This is a genomic window from Streptomyces syringium (assembly GCF_017876625.1).
In the GTDB taxonomy this organism is placed as follows: Bacteria; Actinomycetota; Actinomycetes; order Streptomycetales; family Streptomycetaceae; genus Streptomyces; species Streptomyces syringius.
Genome location: NZ_JAGIOH010000001.1, coordinates 1929428 through 1944069 on the forward strand (window position 1 = coordinate 1929428; position 14642 = coordinate 1944069).

12 protein-coding genes are annotated in these 14642 nt (G+C 71.3%); 8 read left to right on the plus strand and 4 right to left on the minus strand.

Annotated features, from left to right (window positions below):
* The first annotated feature begins 92 nt into the window (after nucleotides 1–92).
* The 3 genes from JO379_RS08520 (at nucleotide 93) to JO379_RS08530 (ending at nucleotide 2968) form a co-directional block, all read left to right on the plus strand.
* On the plus strand, nucleotides 93–1055 hold the full coding sequence (locus JO379_RS08520; RefSeq protein ID WP_209514494.1) for an ABC transporter ATP-binding protein: 963 nt from the start codon (nucleotides 93–95) through the stop codon (nucleotides 1053–1055).
* The gene (locus tag JO379_RS08525; protein ID WP_130877203.1) at nucleotides 1052–1855 is read left to right on the plus strand and encodes an ABC transporter permease; all 804 of its coding nucleotides are present in this window, start codon (nucleotides 1052–1054) and stop codon (nucleotides 1853–1855) included. The genes JO379_RS08520 and JO379_RS08525 overlap by 4 nt, the downstream gene beginning before the upstream one ends.
* 120 nt (nucleotides 1856–1975) lie before the next feature.
* Nucleotides 1976–2968, plus strand: a complete 993-nt coding sequence (locus JO379_RS08530) for a COX15/CtaA family protein (protein WP_130877204.1) — start codon at nucleotides 1976–1978, stop codon at nucleotides 2966–2968.
* On the opposite strand, the gene JO379_RS08535 is transcribed toward JO379_RS08530, so the two are convergent.
* The 3 genes from JO379_RS08535 to JO379_RS08545 all read right to left on the minus strand — a co-directional run bounded on the left by JO379_RS08535 (nucleotide 2941) and on the right by JO379_RS08545 (nucleotide 5501).
* Nucleotides 2941–3978 (minus strand): amidohydrolase family protein, encoded by a 1038-nt coding sequence (locus JO379_RS08535; RefSeq protein WP_242625981.1) that lies wholly within the window; start codon nucleotides 3976–3978, stop codon nucleotides 2941–2943. The genes JO379_RS08530 and JO379_RS08535 overlap by 28 nt on opposite strands.
* Before the next feature lie 170 nt (nucleotides 3979–4148).
* Nucleotides 4149–4502: a hypothetical protein gene (locus JO379_RS08540; RefSeq protein ID WP_130877206.1), complete on the minus strand. Its 354-nt coding sequence runs from the start codon at nucleotides 4500–4502 to the stop codon at nucleotides 4149–4151.
* A gap of 24 nt (nucleotides 4503–4526) precedes the next feature.
* Nucleotides 4527–5501, minus strand: coding sequence for a heme o synthase (locus JO379_RS08545; RefSeq protein WP_372449058.1), 975 nt, complete (start codon nucleotides 5499–5501; stop codon nucleotides 4527–4529).
* A gap of 501 nt (nucleotides 5502–6002) precedes the next feature.
* On the opposite strand from JO379_RS08545, the gene tkt reads away from it, so the two are divergent.
* From tkt to pgl, 5 genes are read left to right on the plus strand one after another with little or no spacing between them, the layout of a single operon-like run.
* Nucleotides 6003–8090: a transketolase gene (tkt, locus tag JO379_RS08550; protein WP_130877208.1), complete on the plus strand. Its 2088-nt coding sequence runs from the start codon at nucleotides 6003–6005 to the stop codon at nucleotides 8088–8090.
* 34 nt (nucleotides 8091–8124) lie between these two features.
* Nucleotides 8125–9240 (plus strand): transaldolase, encoded by a 1116-nt coding sequence (gene tal / locus JO379_RS08555; RefSeq protein ID WP_130877209.1) that lies wholly within the window; start codon nucleotides 8125–8127, stop codon nucleotides 9238–9240.
* Nucleotide 9241: 1 nt separating this feature from the next.
* Nucleotides 9242–10768, plus strand: coding sequence for a glucose-6-phosphate dehydrogenase (zwf, locus tag JO379_RS08560; RefSeq protein WP_130877210.1), 1527 nt, complete (start codon nucleotides 9242–9244; stop codon nucleotides 10766–10768).
* Entirely contained in the window at nucleotides 10765–11868 is a 1104-nt protein-coding gene (gene opcA / locus JO379_RS08565) for a glucose-6-phosphate dehydrogenase assembly protein OpcA (RefSeq protein WP_130877211.1), read from the plus strand. Before zwf ends, opcA begins: the two co-directional genes overlap by 4 nt.
* A complete protein-coding gene (gene pgl / locus JO379_RS08570; RefSeq protein WP_130877212.1) occupies nucleotides 11865–12647 on the plus strand; it encodes a 6-phosphogluconolactonase in 783 nt (260 codons plus the stop codon). Before opcA ends, pgl begins: the two co-directional genes overlap by 4 nt.
* A 195-nt stretch (nucleotides 12648–12842) precedes the next feature.
* On the opposite strand, the gene pgi is transcribed toward pgl, so the two are convergent.
* Nucleotides 12843–14495, minus strand: coding sequence for a glucose-6-phosphate isomerase (pgi, locus tag JO379_RS08575; protein WP_209518592.1), 1653 nt, complete (start codon nucleotides 14493–14495; stop codon nucleotides 12843–12845).
* Nucleotides 14496–14642: the final 147 nt, after the last annotated feature.

Consider the following 14642-nt stretch of genomic DNA (forward strand, 5'->3'; position numbering starts at 1 on the left):
GATCACTAAGGGTTACCTAACCGCCACCCCGTCAGGCATTGCACGGCCCCCGCCGGGGTCCGGACCGTCCCGGGGTTCGTAGACTTCCGGGCATGCGCAGCGCCTTCCCGGGGGACGATCCCCGGCCCCCCGGCCGAGAGCTCGCGGTCGAGATCCACCATCTGGTCAAGCGGTACGGCCCGAAGACCGCGGTGGACGGGCTCGACCTGTCCGTCGCCACCGGCACCCTCACCGCCGTGCTCGGCCCCAACGGGGCCGGCAAGACCACCACCATCGAGACCTGTGAGGGCTACCGCCGCCCCGACGCCGGCACGGTCCGGGTGCTCGGCCTCGATCCGGTCGCCGACTCCGCCGCGCTGCGGCCACGGATCGGCGTGATGCTGCAGAGCGGCGGGGTCTACCCCGGGGCGCGCGCGGAGGAGATGCTGCGCCACACCGCGTCCCTGCACGCCCACCCCGTGGACGTCGACTCGCTCATCGAGCGCCTGGGCCTCGGCTCCTGCGGGCGCACGGCCTACCGGCGGCTGTCCGGCGGCCAGCAGCAGCGCCTGGCGCTGGCCATGGCCGTCGTCGGCCGCCCGGAGCTGGTCTTCCTCGACGAGCCGACCGCGGGCCTCGACCCGCAGGCCCGCCGCGCGACCTGGGATCTCGTCCGCGAGCTGCGCGCGGACGGCGTCACCGTCGTCCTCACCACGCACCACATGGACGAGGCCGAGCAGCTGGCGGACGACGTCGCCATCGTCGACGGCGGCAAGGTCATCGCCCAGGGCAGCCCCGAGGAGCTGTGCCGGGGCGGCGCGGAGAACACCCTGCGGTTCAGCGGTCGGCCCGGCCTGGACCTGGCCTCGCTCCTCAAGGCCCTGCCCGCCGACTCCGCCGCCGTGGAGCTGACCTCCGGCACCTACCGGGTCACCGGAAAGGTCGACCCGCAGCTGCTCGCCACCGTCACCGTCTGGTGCGCGCAGAACGGGGTCATGCCGGACCGCATAGCGGTCGAGCGGCACACCCTGGAGGACGTCTTTTTGGAGCTGACCGGCAAGGAGCTGCGGGCATGAGCACCGACACGACCCCGGGGACGAGCCCGGAGACGGGCACCGGCACCTTCGTCCCGAAGCCCGGCGCGGCGCCGCTCGCCCGGATGATCCGCGCGCAGGCCGCGCTGGAGACCCGGATGCTGCTGCGCAACGGCGAGCAGCTGCTGCTGACCGTCGTCATCCCCACCCTCCTGCTGGTCCTCTTCAGCGCCGTCGACATCATCGACACCGGCGAGGGCGAGGCCGTCGACTTCCTGGCCCCCGGCGTCCTCGCGCTCGCCGTGATGTCCACGGCCTTCACCGGGCAGGCCATCGCGACGGGCTTCGAGCGCCGCTACGGGGTGCTCAAGCGGCTCGGCGCGTCCCCGCTGCCGCGCTGGGGGCTGATGACCGCCAAGACCTGCTCGGTGCTGGTCACCGAGATCCTCCAGATCGCTCTGCTGACGGTGATCGCCTTCGCGCTCGGCTGGTCGCCGCAGGGCAACCCGCTCTCCGTGCTCGCGCTGCTCGTCCTCGGTACCGCGGCGTTCTCGGGCCTCGGGCTGCTGATGGCCGGCACGCTGCGGGCCGAGGCGACCCTGGCCGCGGCCAATCTGGTCTTCCTTCTCCTGCTGGTCGGCGGCGGGGTGATCGTGCCGATGGACAAGTTCCCGGCGGGCGCCCGGGCCGTGCTCGAACTGCTGCCGATCTCCGCCCTGTCCGACGGGCTGCGGGACGTCCTCCAGCACGGCGCGGGCCTGCCCTGGGGCGATCTGGGGATCCTCGCCGTTTGGGCCGTCCTCGGGCTCGGCGCGGCGGCGCGCCTCTTCCGCTGGGAATAGCCCCCGCGTCGGCCCGCCGGGCAGCCCGCGCGGACCGTGACCAGCGCATTCGCCAGCGGACAATCCGCCACGCACCCCCCTCGTGAATCCATGCACAAGCAGGCCCTTACGATGGCTTCCGTGCCGAAAACGCTGAACCCCCTCCAGCTCGTCGCCGACCGCTGGCAGCCGTCCGACCGCTTCGTCCGGCGGGCCGCCTTCGCCTGCGTCGTGATGGGCGTGATCATTGTCGTGACGGGCGGCGCGGTCCGGCTCACCCAGTCCGGGCTCGGCTGCCCGACCTGGCCGACCTGCACCGAAGACAGCCTGACGCCGACGCCCGAGATGGGCATCAACGGCGTCATCGAGTTCACCAACCGCATGCTGACCTACGTGCTGTGCGCGGTCGTGGGCCTGGCCATCACGGCGGCACGCGCGCGTGCCCCGCGCCGCCGCAGCCTCACCCGGCTGGGCTGGGCGCAGTTCTGGCTCGTGGCGGGCAACGGCATCATCGGTGGCATCACGGTGCTGACGGGCCTCAACCCCTACATCGTCGCCTCGCACTTCCTGGCGGCCACCGCGCTGCTGACGGTCGCGGTGGTGATGTGGCGCCGCGCATGCGAGGGCGACGAGGAGCCGCGCGACCTGGTGGCCCGCCCGGTGCGGCAGCTCGGCTGGGTGCTGGTCGTCACGACCGCCCTGCTGATCCTGGTCGGCACGGTGGTGACGGGTTCGGGGAAGCACGCGGGCGACGCGAAGAAGGACGTGCACCGCATCCCGCTGGACGTCCGTGAGATCACCCAGCTGCACGTGGACCTCGTCTGCGTCGTGCTCGGCCTGGTCATCGCCCTGTGGTTCGTCCTGCGGGCCGTGCAGGCACCGGCCGTGGCGCGGCGCAGGGTGGCGGAGCTGTTCGGCGTGCTGATGCTCCAGGGCGCCATCGGCTTCGTGCAGTACGTCAATGACTCCCCCGAGCTCCTCGTGGGCACCCACATGCTCGGCTCGTGCCTGGTGTGGATCGCCGTGCTCCGGGTCTCCCTGTCGCTGCGGGACCGCGGTGAGCTGCTCGCCACGGTGCCCGCCCCCTCCGGCGGGCCCGAAGCCCGTCAGCCCGCCGCCGCGTCCAGCCGGTAGACCCTGCGGGCGGTGCCGGCCGCGACGAGCGAGGCGATGCGCCCCGCCTCGGCGCGCCGGCACCAGCCGTCGGCGACCCAGTCGCCCATCAGCCGCTCCATGGCCCGGACGAACAGCCGGGCGCCCACCACGTACAGCTCCGCCAGCGCCCGTGCCCCGGTGGAGAACAGCAGCTTGCCGAACGGCGCCTCGCGCAGCGTCTCCTCGGGGCGGGCCCCGACGTCCGCGTAGACGTGCGGGAAGACCGCGGCGAGCTGTGCCGCCTGCCGGTGGTGCCAGGGGTCGGGCAGCAGCACCAGATCCGTGCCCAGGCCGGCCGTGGCCCGCAGGAAGGGGACGAGCCGCCGGGGGTCTGGGCAGTGCAGCTGGACGGGCAGTCCGGTGGCGGCGGCACTCCACAGCAGATGACGGTCGAGGAGGGGCCCGCCGGGGGCGGAGCCCCTGCGGCGAGTGCGCAGCCAGTGGTCGGCGGCCCTGCGGACCTCGTCCGGGCCGGGTGGGGCCTCCTCGCACGAGGTGACCCCGGAGGCGAACGCCGTGGCGTTCTGGGCGGCGGCGTAGAGCGCCTCGGCGAGATAGGCGGCGAAGGCGTCGGCGCTGCCGGAGGTGTCCGCGACCTGCGCGGCGAGCGGTTCGAGGCGGACGACCTCGTGGGCGCGGCCGTCGGCGGCGCCCGCCAGCTCCTCGGCGGAGGTGAGGTCGCTGGGCACCCCGGCTTCCAGCAGGAACGTCCCGATGCCCGCGCCGCGCAGCAGCAGATGACCGGCCCGGTAGGCGCCCAGTTCACGGCGGCGGGCCAGATAGCGGACCGGCGCGCAGTGCGGTTCGAGGCCGAGCAGGGGCGGGCACCAGCGGCGCACGGCGAGGCCCGCGCGGCTGTCGAAGAAGGTCGTCCCGCGGGGGGCCGCGCCGGTGGAACCGGCGGCCGCCGCGAGATGCGTCTCGAACGCCCCGAGGCCCAGTTCGCCGTGGACGGCGCCGTGGCTGTACTGATCGACGAGCGGCGGCATGCCGTATACCATTCGCGCCCACCCCGTCCCGGTCGCCCGACCCCGCCCGCGCGGCGCCCGAGGGGCCGCTTCCGAGGGGTTTAACGGGCGAGTCGCCCGTCAGTTATGACGGCAAGGGAACCGCCTGGTGGGCGCCGTGTGCCGGGTCGGGCCGGCGGCCGGTGCGGACGTCAGCCGTTGGCGGGGCCGCCGAGCTGAAGGCCGGCCATGCGGGACCACTCGTACGGGCCGGTGCGGACCTTGGCCGCCATCTCGCCGTCGAAGTCGTCCTGGAGGGTGATCCCGGCGATCTCCACGGCCTTCCGGGCGATCTCGAAAGAGGGAGCGACGAGGTTGCCCCACTCGCCATTGGTGCCGACGAGGGCGATCCGGGTGGCGCCGCGGCCGATGTGCGCGAGCTGGCCCTCGGCGCCGCCGCCGTGGCTCTTGGCGAACGCGCTGATCTGCCGGGCCAGCCGGGCGGCCTTGCGGGCCGCCCTGGCGTCGTTCACGGTCTCTTCGGCCTGCGTGAGGGTCTCTGCCATGAGCAGGATGCTACCGGCCGGTAATTAATGAAGGAAGGGATCCACGGCGACGGCGGCGAAGAGCAGCGAGACATAGGTGATGGACCAGTGGAACAGCCGCATCTCCTTGAGCTTCGCGCCCGTGATCCCCGCCTTGGCGCGGGCCTGGAGGCCGTGCGCCTCCTTGAGCCAGAAGGCACCGAGCGCGGCCGCGACGACCGTGTAGAACCAGCTGGTGTAGCCGAGCGGCTGGAGCGAGAGGGAGACGCCGACCATCACCCAGCTGTAGAGGACGATCTGGCGGGCCACCACCTTGTTGCCCGCGGTGACCGGCAGCATCGGGACGCCCACGCGCTCGTAGTCGTCCTTGACCTTCATCGACAGCGGCCAGTAGTGCGGCGGCGTCCAGAAGAAGATGACGAGGAAGAGGACGAGGGAGGCCCAGGAGACGGAGTTGGTGACCGCGGACCAGCCGATGAAGACCGGCATGCAGCCCGCGATGCCGCCCCAGACGATGTTCTGCGCGGTACGCCGCTTGAGGATCATCGTGTAGACGACGACGTAGAACAGCGAGGCACCGAGCGAGAGCATCGCCGACAGCGGATTGACCAGGTACCAGAACCACACCGTCGACCCGACGGTCAGCGCCGAGGCGAAGACCAGGCACTCACGCGGCGAGACCATGCCGGTGACCAGCGGCCGCTGCGAGGTGCGGTCCATCATCGCGTCGATGTCGCGGTCGATGTACATGTTGTAGGCGCCCGCGCCGCCCGCCGACAGATAGCCGCCGATGCAGGTCGCCAGGACCAGCCACAGGTCGGGCACGCCCTCCGCGGCGAGGAACATCACGGGCACGGTCGTCATGAGCAGCAGCTCGATGACGCGGGGCTTGGTCAACGCAACGAACGCCTTGACACGGGCCCCGAACGGCCGGTGGCGGGGGCTCTCGGCGAGCTCCCCCACAGCCTTGAGGGCGTGGGAGGTACCCCCACCCGCAGGACGGGATTCGACGGCCGTCACGCACACCCCTGACAGAGATAAGGCCAGCAAGCACATCCGGGTACGCGGACCCGGGAAAGACTTGCGCGTACCACGCCACTCTAGACGTAGGGGGTACTCCGCCCTCCGCCGGGGTGGGTCGTGTTGGAGGCCCCTCTCGCCGTCACGGGCCAGGCCCCGCAACCGATCTTGAGTCCCCGCCGCACCGGCCGGGGGTCCTGGCGCCGGGCCCGGGGCGGCTGTCGAAAACCTCTCGAACACCCACGGGAATTCCGCGGAGGACGACAGAACGGAAGCGTTCGGGAGGCGGCCGGGCGCACTCCCCGGCAGGCTGGTGCCATGGCCGTCGCACCCATGACGGGAATCTTTGCCATCCGGATCGGGTTGCCCGGGCACACGGTCGGGCAGCCGACTGTACGTCGAAAAAATGCGCGTCCCAGCGGGGGTAGGCTCGACAGCGCCGCGTCGTGGCGGAATACCGCCCCCGGCAATCGCACATGTGGAGAGGAGCCCTGACCGAGGGTGAGCAACAAGCCGACCACCACAGACCTCGAGTGGACCGAACTGGACCAGCGGGCCGTCGATACCGCTCGCGTCCTGGCCATGGATTCCGTACAGAAGGTCGGTAACGGCCATCCCGGCACGGCCATGAGCCTGGCGCCCGCCGCCTATCTGCTGTTCCAGAAGCTGATGCGGCACGATCCGAGCGACGCCGACTGGACCGGACGCGACCGGTTCGTCCTCTCCCCCGGCCACACGAGCCTGACGCTCTACATCCAGCTCTTCATGGCCGGGTACGGCCTGGAGCTCGCGGACCTGAAGTCGTTCCGCACCTGGGACAGCAAGACCCCGGGCCACCCCGAGCACGGCCACACCCGCGGCGTGGAGACCACCACCGGCCCGCTGGGCCAGGGCATCGCCAACGCGGTGGGCATGGCCATGGCCGCCCGCTACGAGCGCGGTCTGTTCGACCCGGAGGCCCCGCAGGGCGAGTCGCCCTTCGACCACACCATCTGGGCGATCGTCTCCGACGGCGACCTGGAGGAGGGCATCTCCGCCGAGGCGTCCTCGCTGGCCGGCCACCAGAAGCTCGGCAACCTCGTCGCGCTCTACGACGACAACCACATCTCGATCGAGGGCGACACCGCCACGGCGCTCTCCGAGGACGTCCTCGCGCGCTACGAGGCGTACGGCTGGCACGTCCAGCGCATCGAGCAGTCCCCGAACGGCGACTTCGACATCCAGGCGCTGTACGCGGCGCTGAAGGCGGCGCAGGCGGAGACCGAGCGCCCCTCGATCATCGCCGCGCGCACGATCATCGCCTGGCCCGCCCCGAACGCGCAGAACACCGAGGCCTCGCACGGCTCGGCGCTGGGCGACGAGGAGGTGGCCGCGACCAAGAAGGTGCTGGGCTTCGACCCCGAGCAGACCTTCCAGGTCGAGGACGAGGTCTTCGCCCACGTCCGCACGGTCGTCGACCGCGGCCGCGAGGCGCACGCCACGTGGAGCAAGCGGCTGGAGGAGTGGCGCACGGCGAACCCGCAGCGCGCCGCCGACTTCGACCGGATCAACGCGGGCGAGCTGCCCGACGGCTGGGAGAAGGCGATCCCGTCCTTCCCCGCCGGCAAGGACGTCGCGACCCGCAAGGCGTCGGGCGAGGTCCTCAAGGCGCTGGGCGGCGTGATCCCCGAGCTGTGGGGCGGCTCCGCCGACCTCGCCGGCTCGAACAACACGACCATCGACGCGTCGTCGTCCTTCCTCCCGGAGGGCAACCCGCTGCCGGAGGCGAACCCCTACGGCCGCACGGTGCACTTCGGCATCCGTGAGCACGCCATGGGCTCGACCATGAACGGCATCGCGCTGCACGGCAACACCCGTATCTACGGCGGCACCTTCCTGGTGTTCTCCGACTACATGCGCCCGGCCGTGCGCCTGGCCGCGCTGATGAAGCTGCCGGTCACCTACGTGTGGACGCACGACTCCATCGGCCTCGGCGAGGACGGCCCGACCCACCAGCCGGTCGAGCACATGGCCGCGCTGCGCGCCATCCCGGGCCTGAACATGGTCCGCCCGGCCGACGCCAACGAGACGGCGATCGCCTGGCGCGAGATCACCAAGCGTCACACCACGAACCCGGCGCCGCACGGCCTGGCCCTCACCCGCCAGAACGTGCCCACCTACGAGGCCAACGAGGGCGTCGCCAAGGGCGGCTACGTCCTGTTCGAGGCCGAGGGCGGCCGTCCGCAGGTGATCCTGATCGGCACCGGTTCCGAGGTCCAGCTGGCCGTCGAGGCGCGTGACGTCCTCCAGGCCGAGGGCATCCCGACCCGGGTCGTCTCGATGCCGTCCGTCGAGTGGTTCGAGGAGCAGGACCAGGCGTACCGCGACGGCGTGCTGCTGCCCGACGTCAAGGCGCGGGTCGCGGTCGAGGCCGGCATCGGTCTGACCTGGTACCGCTACGTCGGCGAGAGCGGCCGGATCGTCTCGCTGGAGCACTTCGGCGCCTCCGCCGACTACAAGGTGCTCTACCGCGAGTTCGGCCTGACCACCGAGGCCGTGGTCGCCGCCGCGCGCGAGTCGGTCGAGCACGCCGACGCCAACCGCCGCTGACGCCCGCACACAATCAGTAGGAGATGCAATCCCCATGACAGACGCACTCAAGCGCCTCTCCGACGAAGGCGTCGCGATCTGGCTGGACGACCTGTCCCGCAAGCGCATCACGTCGGGCAACCTGGCCGAGCTCATCGACCAGAGCCACGTCGTGGGCGTCACGACCAACCCGTCGATCTTCCAGAAGGCCATCTCCAGCGGTGACGGCTACGAGCAGCAGCTCGCCGACCTCGCCGTGCGCGGGGTGACCGTGGAAGAGGCCATCCGCATGATCACCACGGCGGACGTCCGCGACGCCGCCGACATCCTGCGCCCGGTCTTCGACGCGACGGACGGCCAGGACGGCCGGGTCTCCATCGAGGTCGACCCGCGCCTGGCACACAACACCCACGCCACCGTCGCCGAGGCCAAGCAGCTGGCCTGGCTGGTGGACCGCCCGAACACCCTCATCAAGATCCCGGCGACCCGGGCGGGCCTGCCGGCCATCGCCGAGGTGATCGGCAAGGGCATCAGCGTCAATGTGACGCTGATCTTCTCCCTCGAGCGCTACCGCGCGGTGATGGACGCCTACCTGACCGGTCTGGAGAAGGCCAAGGCCGCGGGCCTGGACCTGTCGCTCATCCACTCGGTCGCGTCCTTCTTCGTGTCCCGCGTGGACACCGAGATCGACAAGCGCCTCGACGCGCTGGGCACGGCGGAGGCCAAGGAGCTGCGCGGCAAGGCGGCGCTCGCCAACGCCCGCCTGGCCTACCAGGCGTACGAGGAGGTCTTCTCCTCCGACCGCTGGGCCGCCCTGGAGAAGTCCGGCGCCAACAAGCAGCGCGCCCTGTGGGCCTCGACCGGCGTCAAGGACCCGGCCTACAAGGACACGCTGTACGTGGACGACCTGGTCGCCCCGAACACGGTCAACACCATGCCGGAGGCCACCCTGGAGGCCACCGCCGACCACGGGCAGATCACCGGTGACACCGTGCGCGGCACGTACGAGCAGGCCAAGGCCGAGCTCGACGCGCTGGCGAAGGTCGGGATCTCGTACGACGACGTCGTGCAGCTCCTGGAGGACGAGGGCGTCGAGAAGTTCGAGGCGTCGTGGAACGACCTGCTGAAGTCCACTGAGGCGGAGCTCAAGCGCCTCGCTCCGGAGGCGTGAATTGAGCACAAGCAGCAATCCGCTGCGTGACGCTCAGGACCGACGGCTCCCGCGTATCGCGGGGCCGTCGGGCCTGGTCATCTTTGGCGTCACGGGCGATTTGTCCCGTAAAAAGCTGATGCCTGCCGTCTATGACCTGGCCAACCGCGGTCTGCTGCCGCCGGGCTTCTCCCTCATCGGCTTCGCGCGTCGCGACTGGGAGACCGAGGACTTCGCCCAGATCGTGCACGACGCGGTCAAGGAGCACGCGCGCACGCCGTTCCGTGAGGAGGTCTGGCAGCAGCTGGTGCAGGGCTGCCGGTTCGTCCAGGGCGACTTCGACGACGACGAGGCGTTCGAGACCCTCAAGGACACCATCCAGGAGCTCGACAAGGCGCAGGGCACGGGCGGCAACTTCGCCTTCTACCTGTCCGTCCCGCCGAAGTTCTTCCCCACGGTCGTCCAGCAGCTGAAGAAGCACGGCCTGGCCGACCAGAAGGAGGGCTCCTGGCGGCGCGCCGTCATCGAGAAGCCCTTCGGGCACGACCTGGCCAGCGCCCAGGAGCTCAACCGGATCGTCCACGAGGTCTTCCCGGCCGAGGCGGTCTTCCGCATCGACCACTACCTCGGCAAGGAGACGGTCCAGAACATCCTGGCGCTGCGCTTCGCCAACACCCTCTTCGAGCCGATCTGGAACCGGTCCTACGTCGACCACGTGCAGATCACCATGGCCGAGGACATCGGCATCGGTGGCCGGGCCGGCTACTACGACGGCATCGGCGCCGCCCGCGACGTCATCCAGAACCACCTGCTCCAGCTGCTCGCGCTGACCGCGATGGAGGAGCCCGCCTCCTTCGAGGCGGACGCGCTGGTCGCGGAGAAGACCAAGGTGCTCGGCGCCGTGCGGCTGCCCAAGGACCTCGGCAAGAACACAGTGCGGGGCCAGTACGCGCACGGCTGGCAGGGTGGCGAGGAGGTCGTCGGCTACCTCGAAGAGGACGGCATCGACCCGCAGTCGAAGACCGACACCTACGCCGCGATCAAGCTGGAGATCGACAACCGCCGCTGGGCGGGCGTCCCCTTCTATCTCCGCACGGGCAAGCGGCTCGGCCGCCGCGTCACCGAGATCGCGGTCGTCTTCCAGCGCGCCCCGCACTCGCCCTTCGACCACACCGCCACCGAGGAGCTGGGGCAGAACGCCCTGGTGATCCGGGTGCAGCCGGACGAGGGCGTCACCCTGCGGTTCGGCTCCAAGGTGCCGGGCACCTCGATGGAGGTCCGGGACGTCTCGATGGACTTCGCCTACGGCGAGTCCTTCACCGAGTCCAGCCCGGAGGCGTACGAGCGGCTCATCCTCGATGTGCTGCTGGGCGACGCCAACCTCTTCCCGCGGCTGCGGGAGGTCGAACTGTCCTGGGAGATCCTCGACCCGATCGAGCGCTACTGGGACAAGCACGGCAAGCCCGCGTCCTACCAGGCCGGCACCTGGGGCCCGGACGAGGCCGACGAGATGCTCGCACGAGACGGACGGAGCTGGCGGCGGCCATGAAGATGGACCTCACGGACACCACGTCCAGCAAGATCAACAACGCGCTGGTCCAGGGCCGCCGCGCCATCGGCACCCCCGCCATCGGCATGGTGCTCACCCTGGTCATCGTCACCGACGAGGAGCACGCCTACGACGCGCTCAAGGCCGCCAACGAGGCGTCCCGCGAGCACCCCTCGCGCAAGCTCGTCGTCATCAAGCGGGTCAGCCGCTCGATGCGCGACCGTGCCAAGGCCCGCCTCGACGCCGAGGTCCGGGTCGGCACCAGCGCGGGCACCGGCGAGACGGTGGTCCTGAGGCTGTACGGCGACGTCATCGACCACGCCCAGTCGGTCGTGCTGCCGCTGCTGCTGCCCGACGCCCCCGTGGTCGTCTGGTGGCCGGTGGGCGCCCCGGTCAACCCGGAGAAGGACCCGCTGGGCGCGCTCGCCCAGCGCCGGGTGACCGACACCTACGCCGCCGAGGACCCCCTCGCGGAGGTCTCGGCCCGCGCCGCGCACTACACGCCCGGCGACACCGACCTGGCCTGGACCCGGATCACGCCGTGGCGCTCGATGCTCGCGGCCGCCCTGGACCAGCAGCAGGTCGACGTCCTCTCCGCCGAGGTCGAGGGCGAGGGCTACAACCCCAGCGGCGAGCTGCTGGCCATGTGGCTCGCGGACCGTCTCGGCATCCCGGTGAAGCGGACCGTCTCGGAGGGCCCGGGCCTGACCGCCGTGCGGCTGGAGACCGGGAACGGCCCGATCGTCCTGGACCGTCCCAACGGCACCCTGGCCACCCTCTGCATGCCCGGCCAGCCGGACCGTGCCGTCGCGCTCAACCGGCGCGACACCGCGGAGCTCCTCGCGGAGGAGCTGCGCAGGCTCGACCCGGACACCACCTACGAGGCGGCGATCAAGTACGGCGTCGAGCGGCTTTCCGAGCCGGCCGCGCAGTCGGGCACGCAGTCGGCCGCCGCGGCGCCGAAGGCGGCCAAGGCGGCCCCGGATGCCGCTGATGCTCCGGATGCCGCTGATGCTCCGGCCGCTTCCGACGGTGCCGCTTCCGACGGCGCCCCCGCCCCCGCAAAGAAGGCGTCCGGCAAGAAGGCGGCGGGCAAGTGAGTGCTCCTCAGATCGTCGTCCACCGGGACAAGGAGCTGATGGCGCAGGCCGCGGCGGCCCGGCTGATCACGAAGATCGTGGACGCCCAGGCCGCCCGCGGCTCGGCCTCCGTCGTCCTCACGGGCGGGCGCAACGGCAACGGGCTGCTCGCGGCCCTCGCCACCGCGCCCGCGCGGGACGCGGTGGACTGGGCGCGGCTGGACCTGTGGTGGGGCGACGAGCGGTTCCTCCCGGACGGCGACCCCGAGCGCAATGTGACCCAGGCGCGCGAGGCGCTGCTGGACTCGGTGCCGCTGGACCCCGCCCGGGTGCACGCGATGCCGCCGGCGGGCGGCCCGTACGGCAACGACGTGGACGCGGCCGCCGAGGCCTACGCGGCGGAGCTCGCCGCGGCGGCCCGGCCCGAGGACCACGGCCCGGTGCCCGCCTTCGACGTCCTGCTGCTGGGCGTCGGCCCGGACACGCACGTGGCCTCGCTCTTCCCCGAACTGCCGGCCGTGCGGGAGACCGAGCGCCCGGTGGTCGGCGTCCGGGGCGCGCCCAAGCCGCCGCCGAACCGGGTCTCGCTGACCCTGCCGGCGATTCGCGCGGCCCGCGAGGTGTGGCTGCTCGCGGCGGGCGAGGACAAGGCGAACGCGGTGGCGCTCGCGCTGAGCGGTGCGGGTGAGATCCAGGCCCCCGCCGCGGGGGCGTACGGCCGCAGCCGCACGCTGTGGCTGCTGGACGCTGCCGCCGCGGCTCGCCTTCCGCGGGAGCTGTATCCTCCGGCGACGTCCTGACGGGCTGCTGTGACCGGGGCTCCGCCCCGGCCCCCTGACCGCGCTGCGCGCGGTGTCCTCGATCGCCGGACGGGCTTATAAGCCCGTCCGGCGATTGAGGACAGAGCACAGTAGCCCGTCCGGCGATCGAGGACGCGCCCGCGGGGCGCCCGCCGCCGCAGGCGGCACAGGCGCCCCGCGGGCCGAGGATCCGGTCTAGCGCCCGCGCAGCGAGCGGTAGCGCGCGACCAGCGCCGCCGTGGACGCGTCCAGCCCCGGCACCTCCGCTCCTTCAACCAGAGCGGGCTCAACCCGCTTCGCGAGGACCTTGCCGAGTTCGACGCCCCACTGGTCGAAGGAGTCGATGTTCCACACCGCGCCCTGGACGAACACCTTGTGTTCGTACAGCGCGACCAACTGCCCCAGCACCGACGGCGTCAGCTCGTTCGCGAGGATCGTCGTGGTCGGGTGGTTGCCCTTGAACGTCTTGTGCGGGATCAGGTCCTGCGGGACGCCCTCCGCCGCGACCTCTTCCGGGGTCTTGCCGAAGGCGAGCGCCTGGCCCTGGGCGAAGAGGTTCGCCATCAGTAGGTCGTGCTGGCCGACCAGGCCCGGCAGCAGGTCGTCCACGGGCTTGGCGAAGCCGATCAGGTCCGCGGGGATCAGCTTCGTGCCCTGGTGGATCAACTGATAGTAGGCGTGCTGGCCGTTGGTGCCCGGGGTGCCCCAGACGACCGCGCCGGTCTGCCAGTTGACGGGGTTGCCGTCGCGGTCCACCGACTTGCCGTTGGACTCCATGTCCAGCTGCTGCAGATACGCGGCGAACTTCGACAGGTAGTGGCTGTAGGGCAGTACCGCGTGGGACTGGGCGTCGTGGAAGTTGCCGTACCAGATGCCCAGCAGTCCGAGCAGCAGCGGGACGTTCTCCTCCGGCGGCGCGCAGCGGAAGTGCTCGTCGACCAGGTGGAAGCCGGCCAGCATCTCGCGGAAGTGGTCCGGGCCGATGGCGAGCATCAGGGAGAGGCCGATGGCCGAGTCGTACGAATAGCGACCGCCGACCCAGTCCCAGAACTCGAACATGTTGGTCGGGTCGATCCCGAACTCGGCGACCTTCTCCTCGTTCGTCGACAGCGCCACGAAGTGCTTGGCGACGGCCTCCTCGCCGGCGCCCAGGCCGGTCAGCAGCCAGTTGCGGGCGGAGGTGGCGTTGGTGATGGTCTCGATGGTGGTGAACGTCTTCGAGGCGATGACGAACAGCGTCTCGGCCGGGTCCAGGTCCCGCACGGCCTCGTGCAGGTCCGCGCCGTCGACGTTCGAGACGAAACGGAACGTCATGTCCCGTGCCGTGTAGGCGCGCAGCGCCTCGTAGGCCATCGCGGGGCCGAGGTCGGAACCGCCGATGCCGATGTTGACGACGTTCTTGATGGGCTTTCCGGTGTGGCCCTTCCAGCCCCCCGAGCGCACCCGGTCGGCGAAGACCTGCATCTTCATCAATACGGCGTGCACGGCGGGGATGACGTTGACGCCGTCGGTCTCCACGACGGCGGACTCCGGGGCGCGCAGGGCGGTGTGCAGCACCGCGCGGCCCTCGGTGGTGTTGATCTTCTCGCCCCGGAACATGGCGTCCCGCAGCTCGGCCACCCCGGTCGCGGCCGCCAGCTCGCGCAGCAGGCGCAGGGTCTCGTCGGTGACCAGGTGCTTGGAGTAGTCGACGTACAGATCACCGACGGAGAGCGCATAGCGCTCCGCTCGCGAGGAGTCGTCGGCGAACAGCTTCCGCAGGTGCACCTCCCCCAATTCTTCCCGGTGCTTGGCCAACGCGTTCCACTCAGGCGTCTGGTCGAGCCTGCTCCGGCCTTCTGTGTTCATCTCGGACATCAGCCCACTTCTTCTCGTAGCCGCCCCGCCATCCTCCAACCTAATTGATCAGGCTTCGGTATGAGGTGTCCGCCCACTCCCGGCGCGGTCCTCGGCGGAGCGGGCGGACGACGACGGCCCGGCCGCGCACCCTTGCGG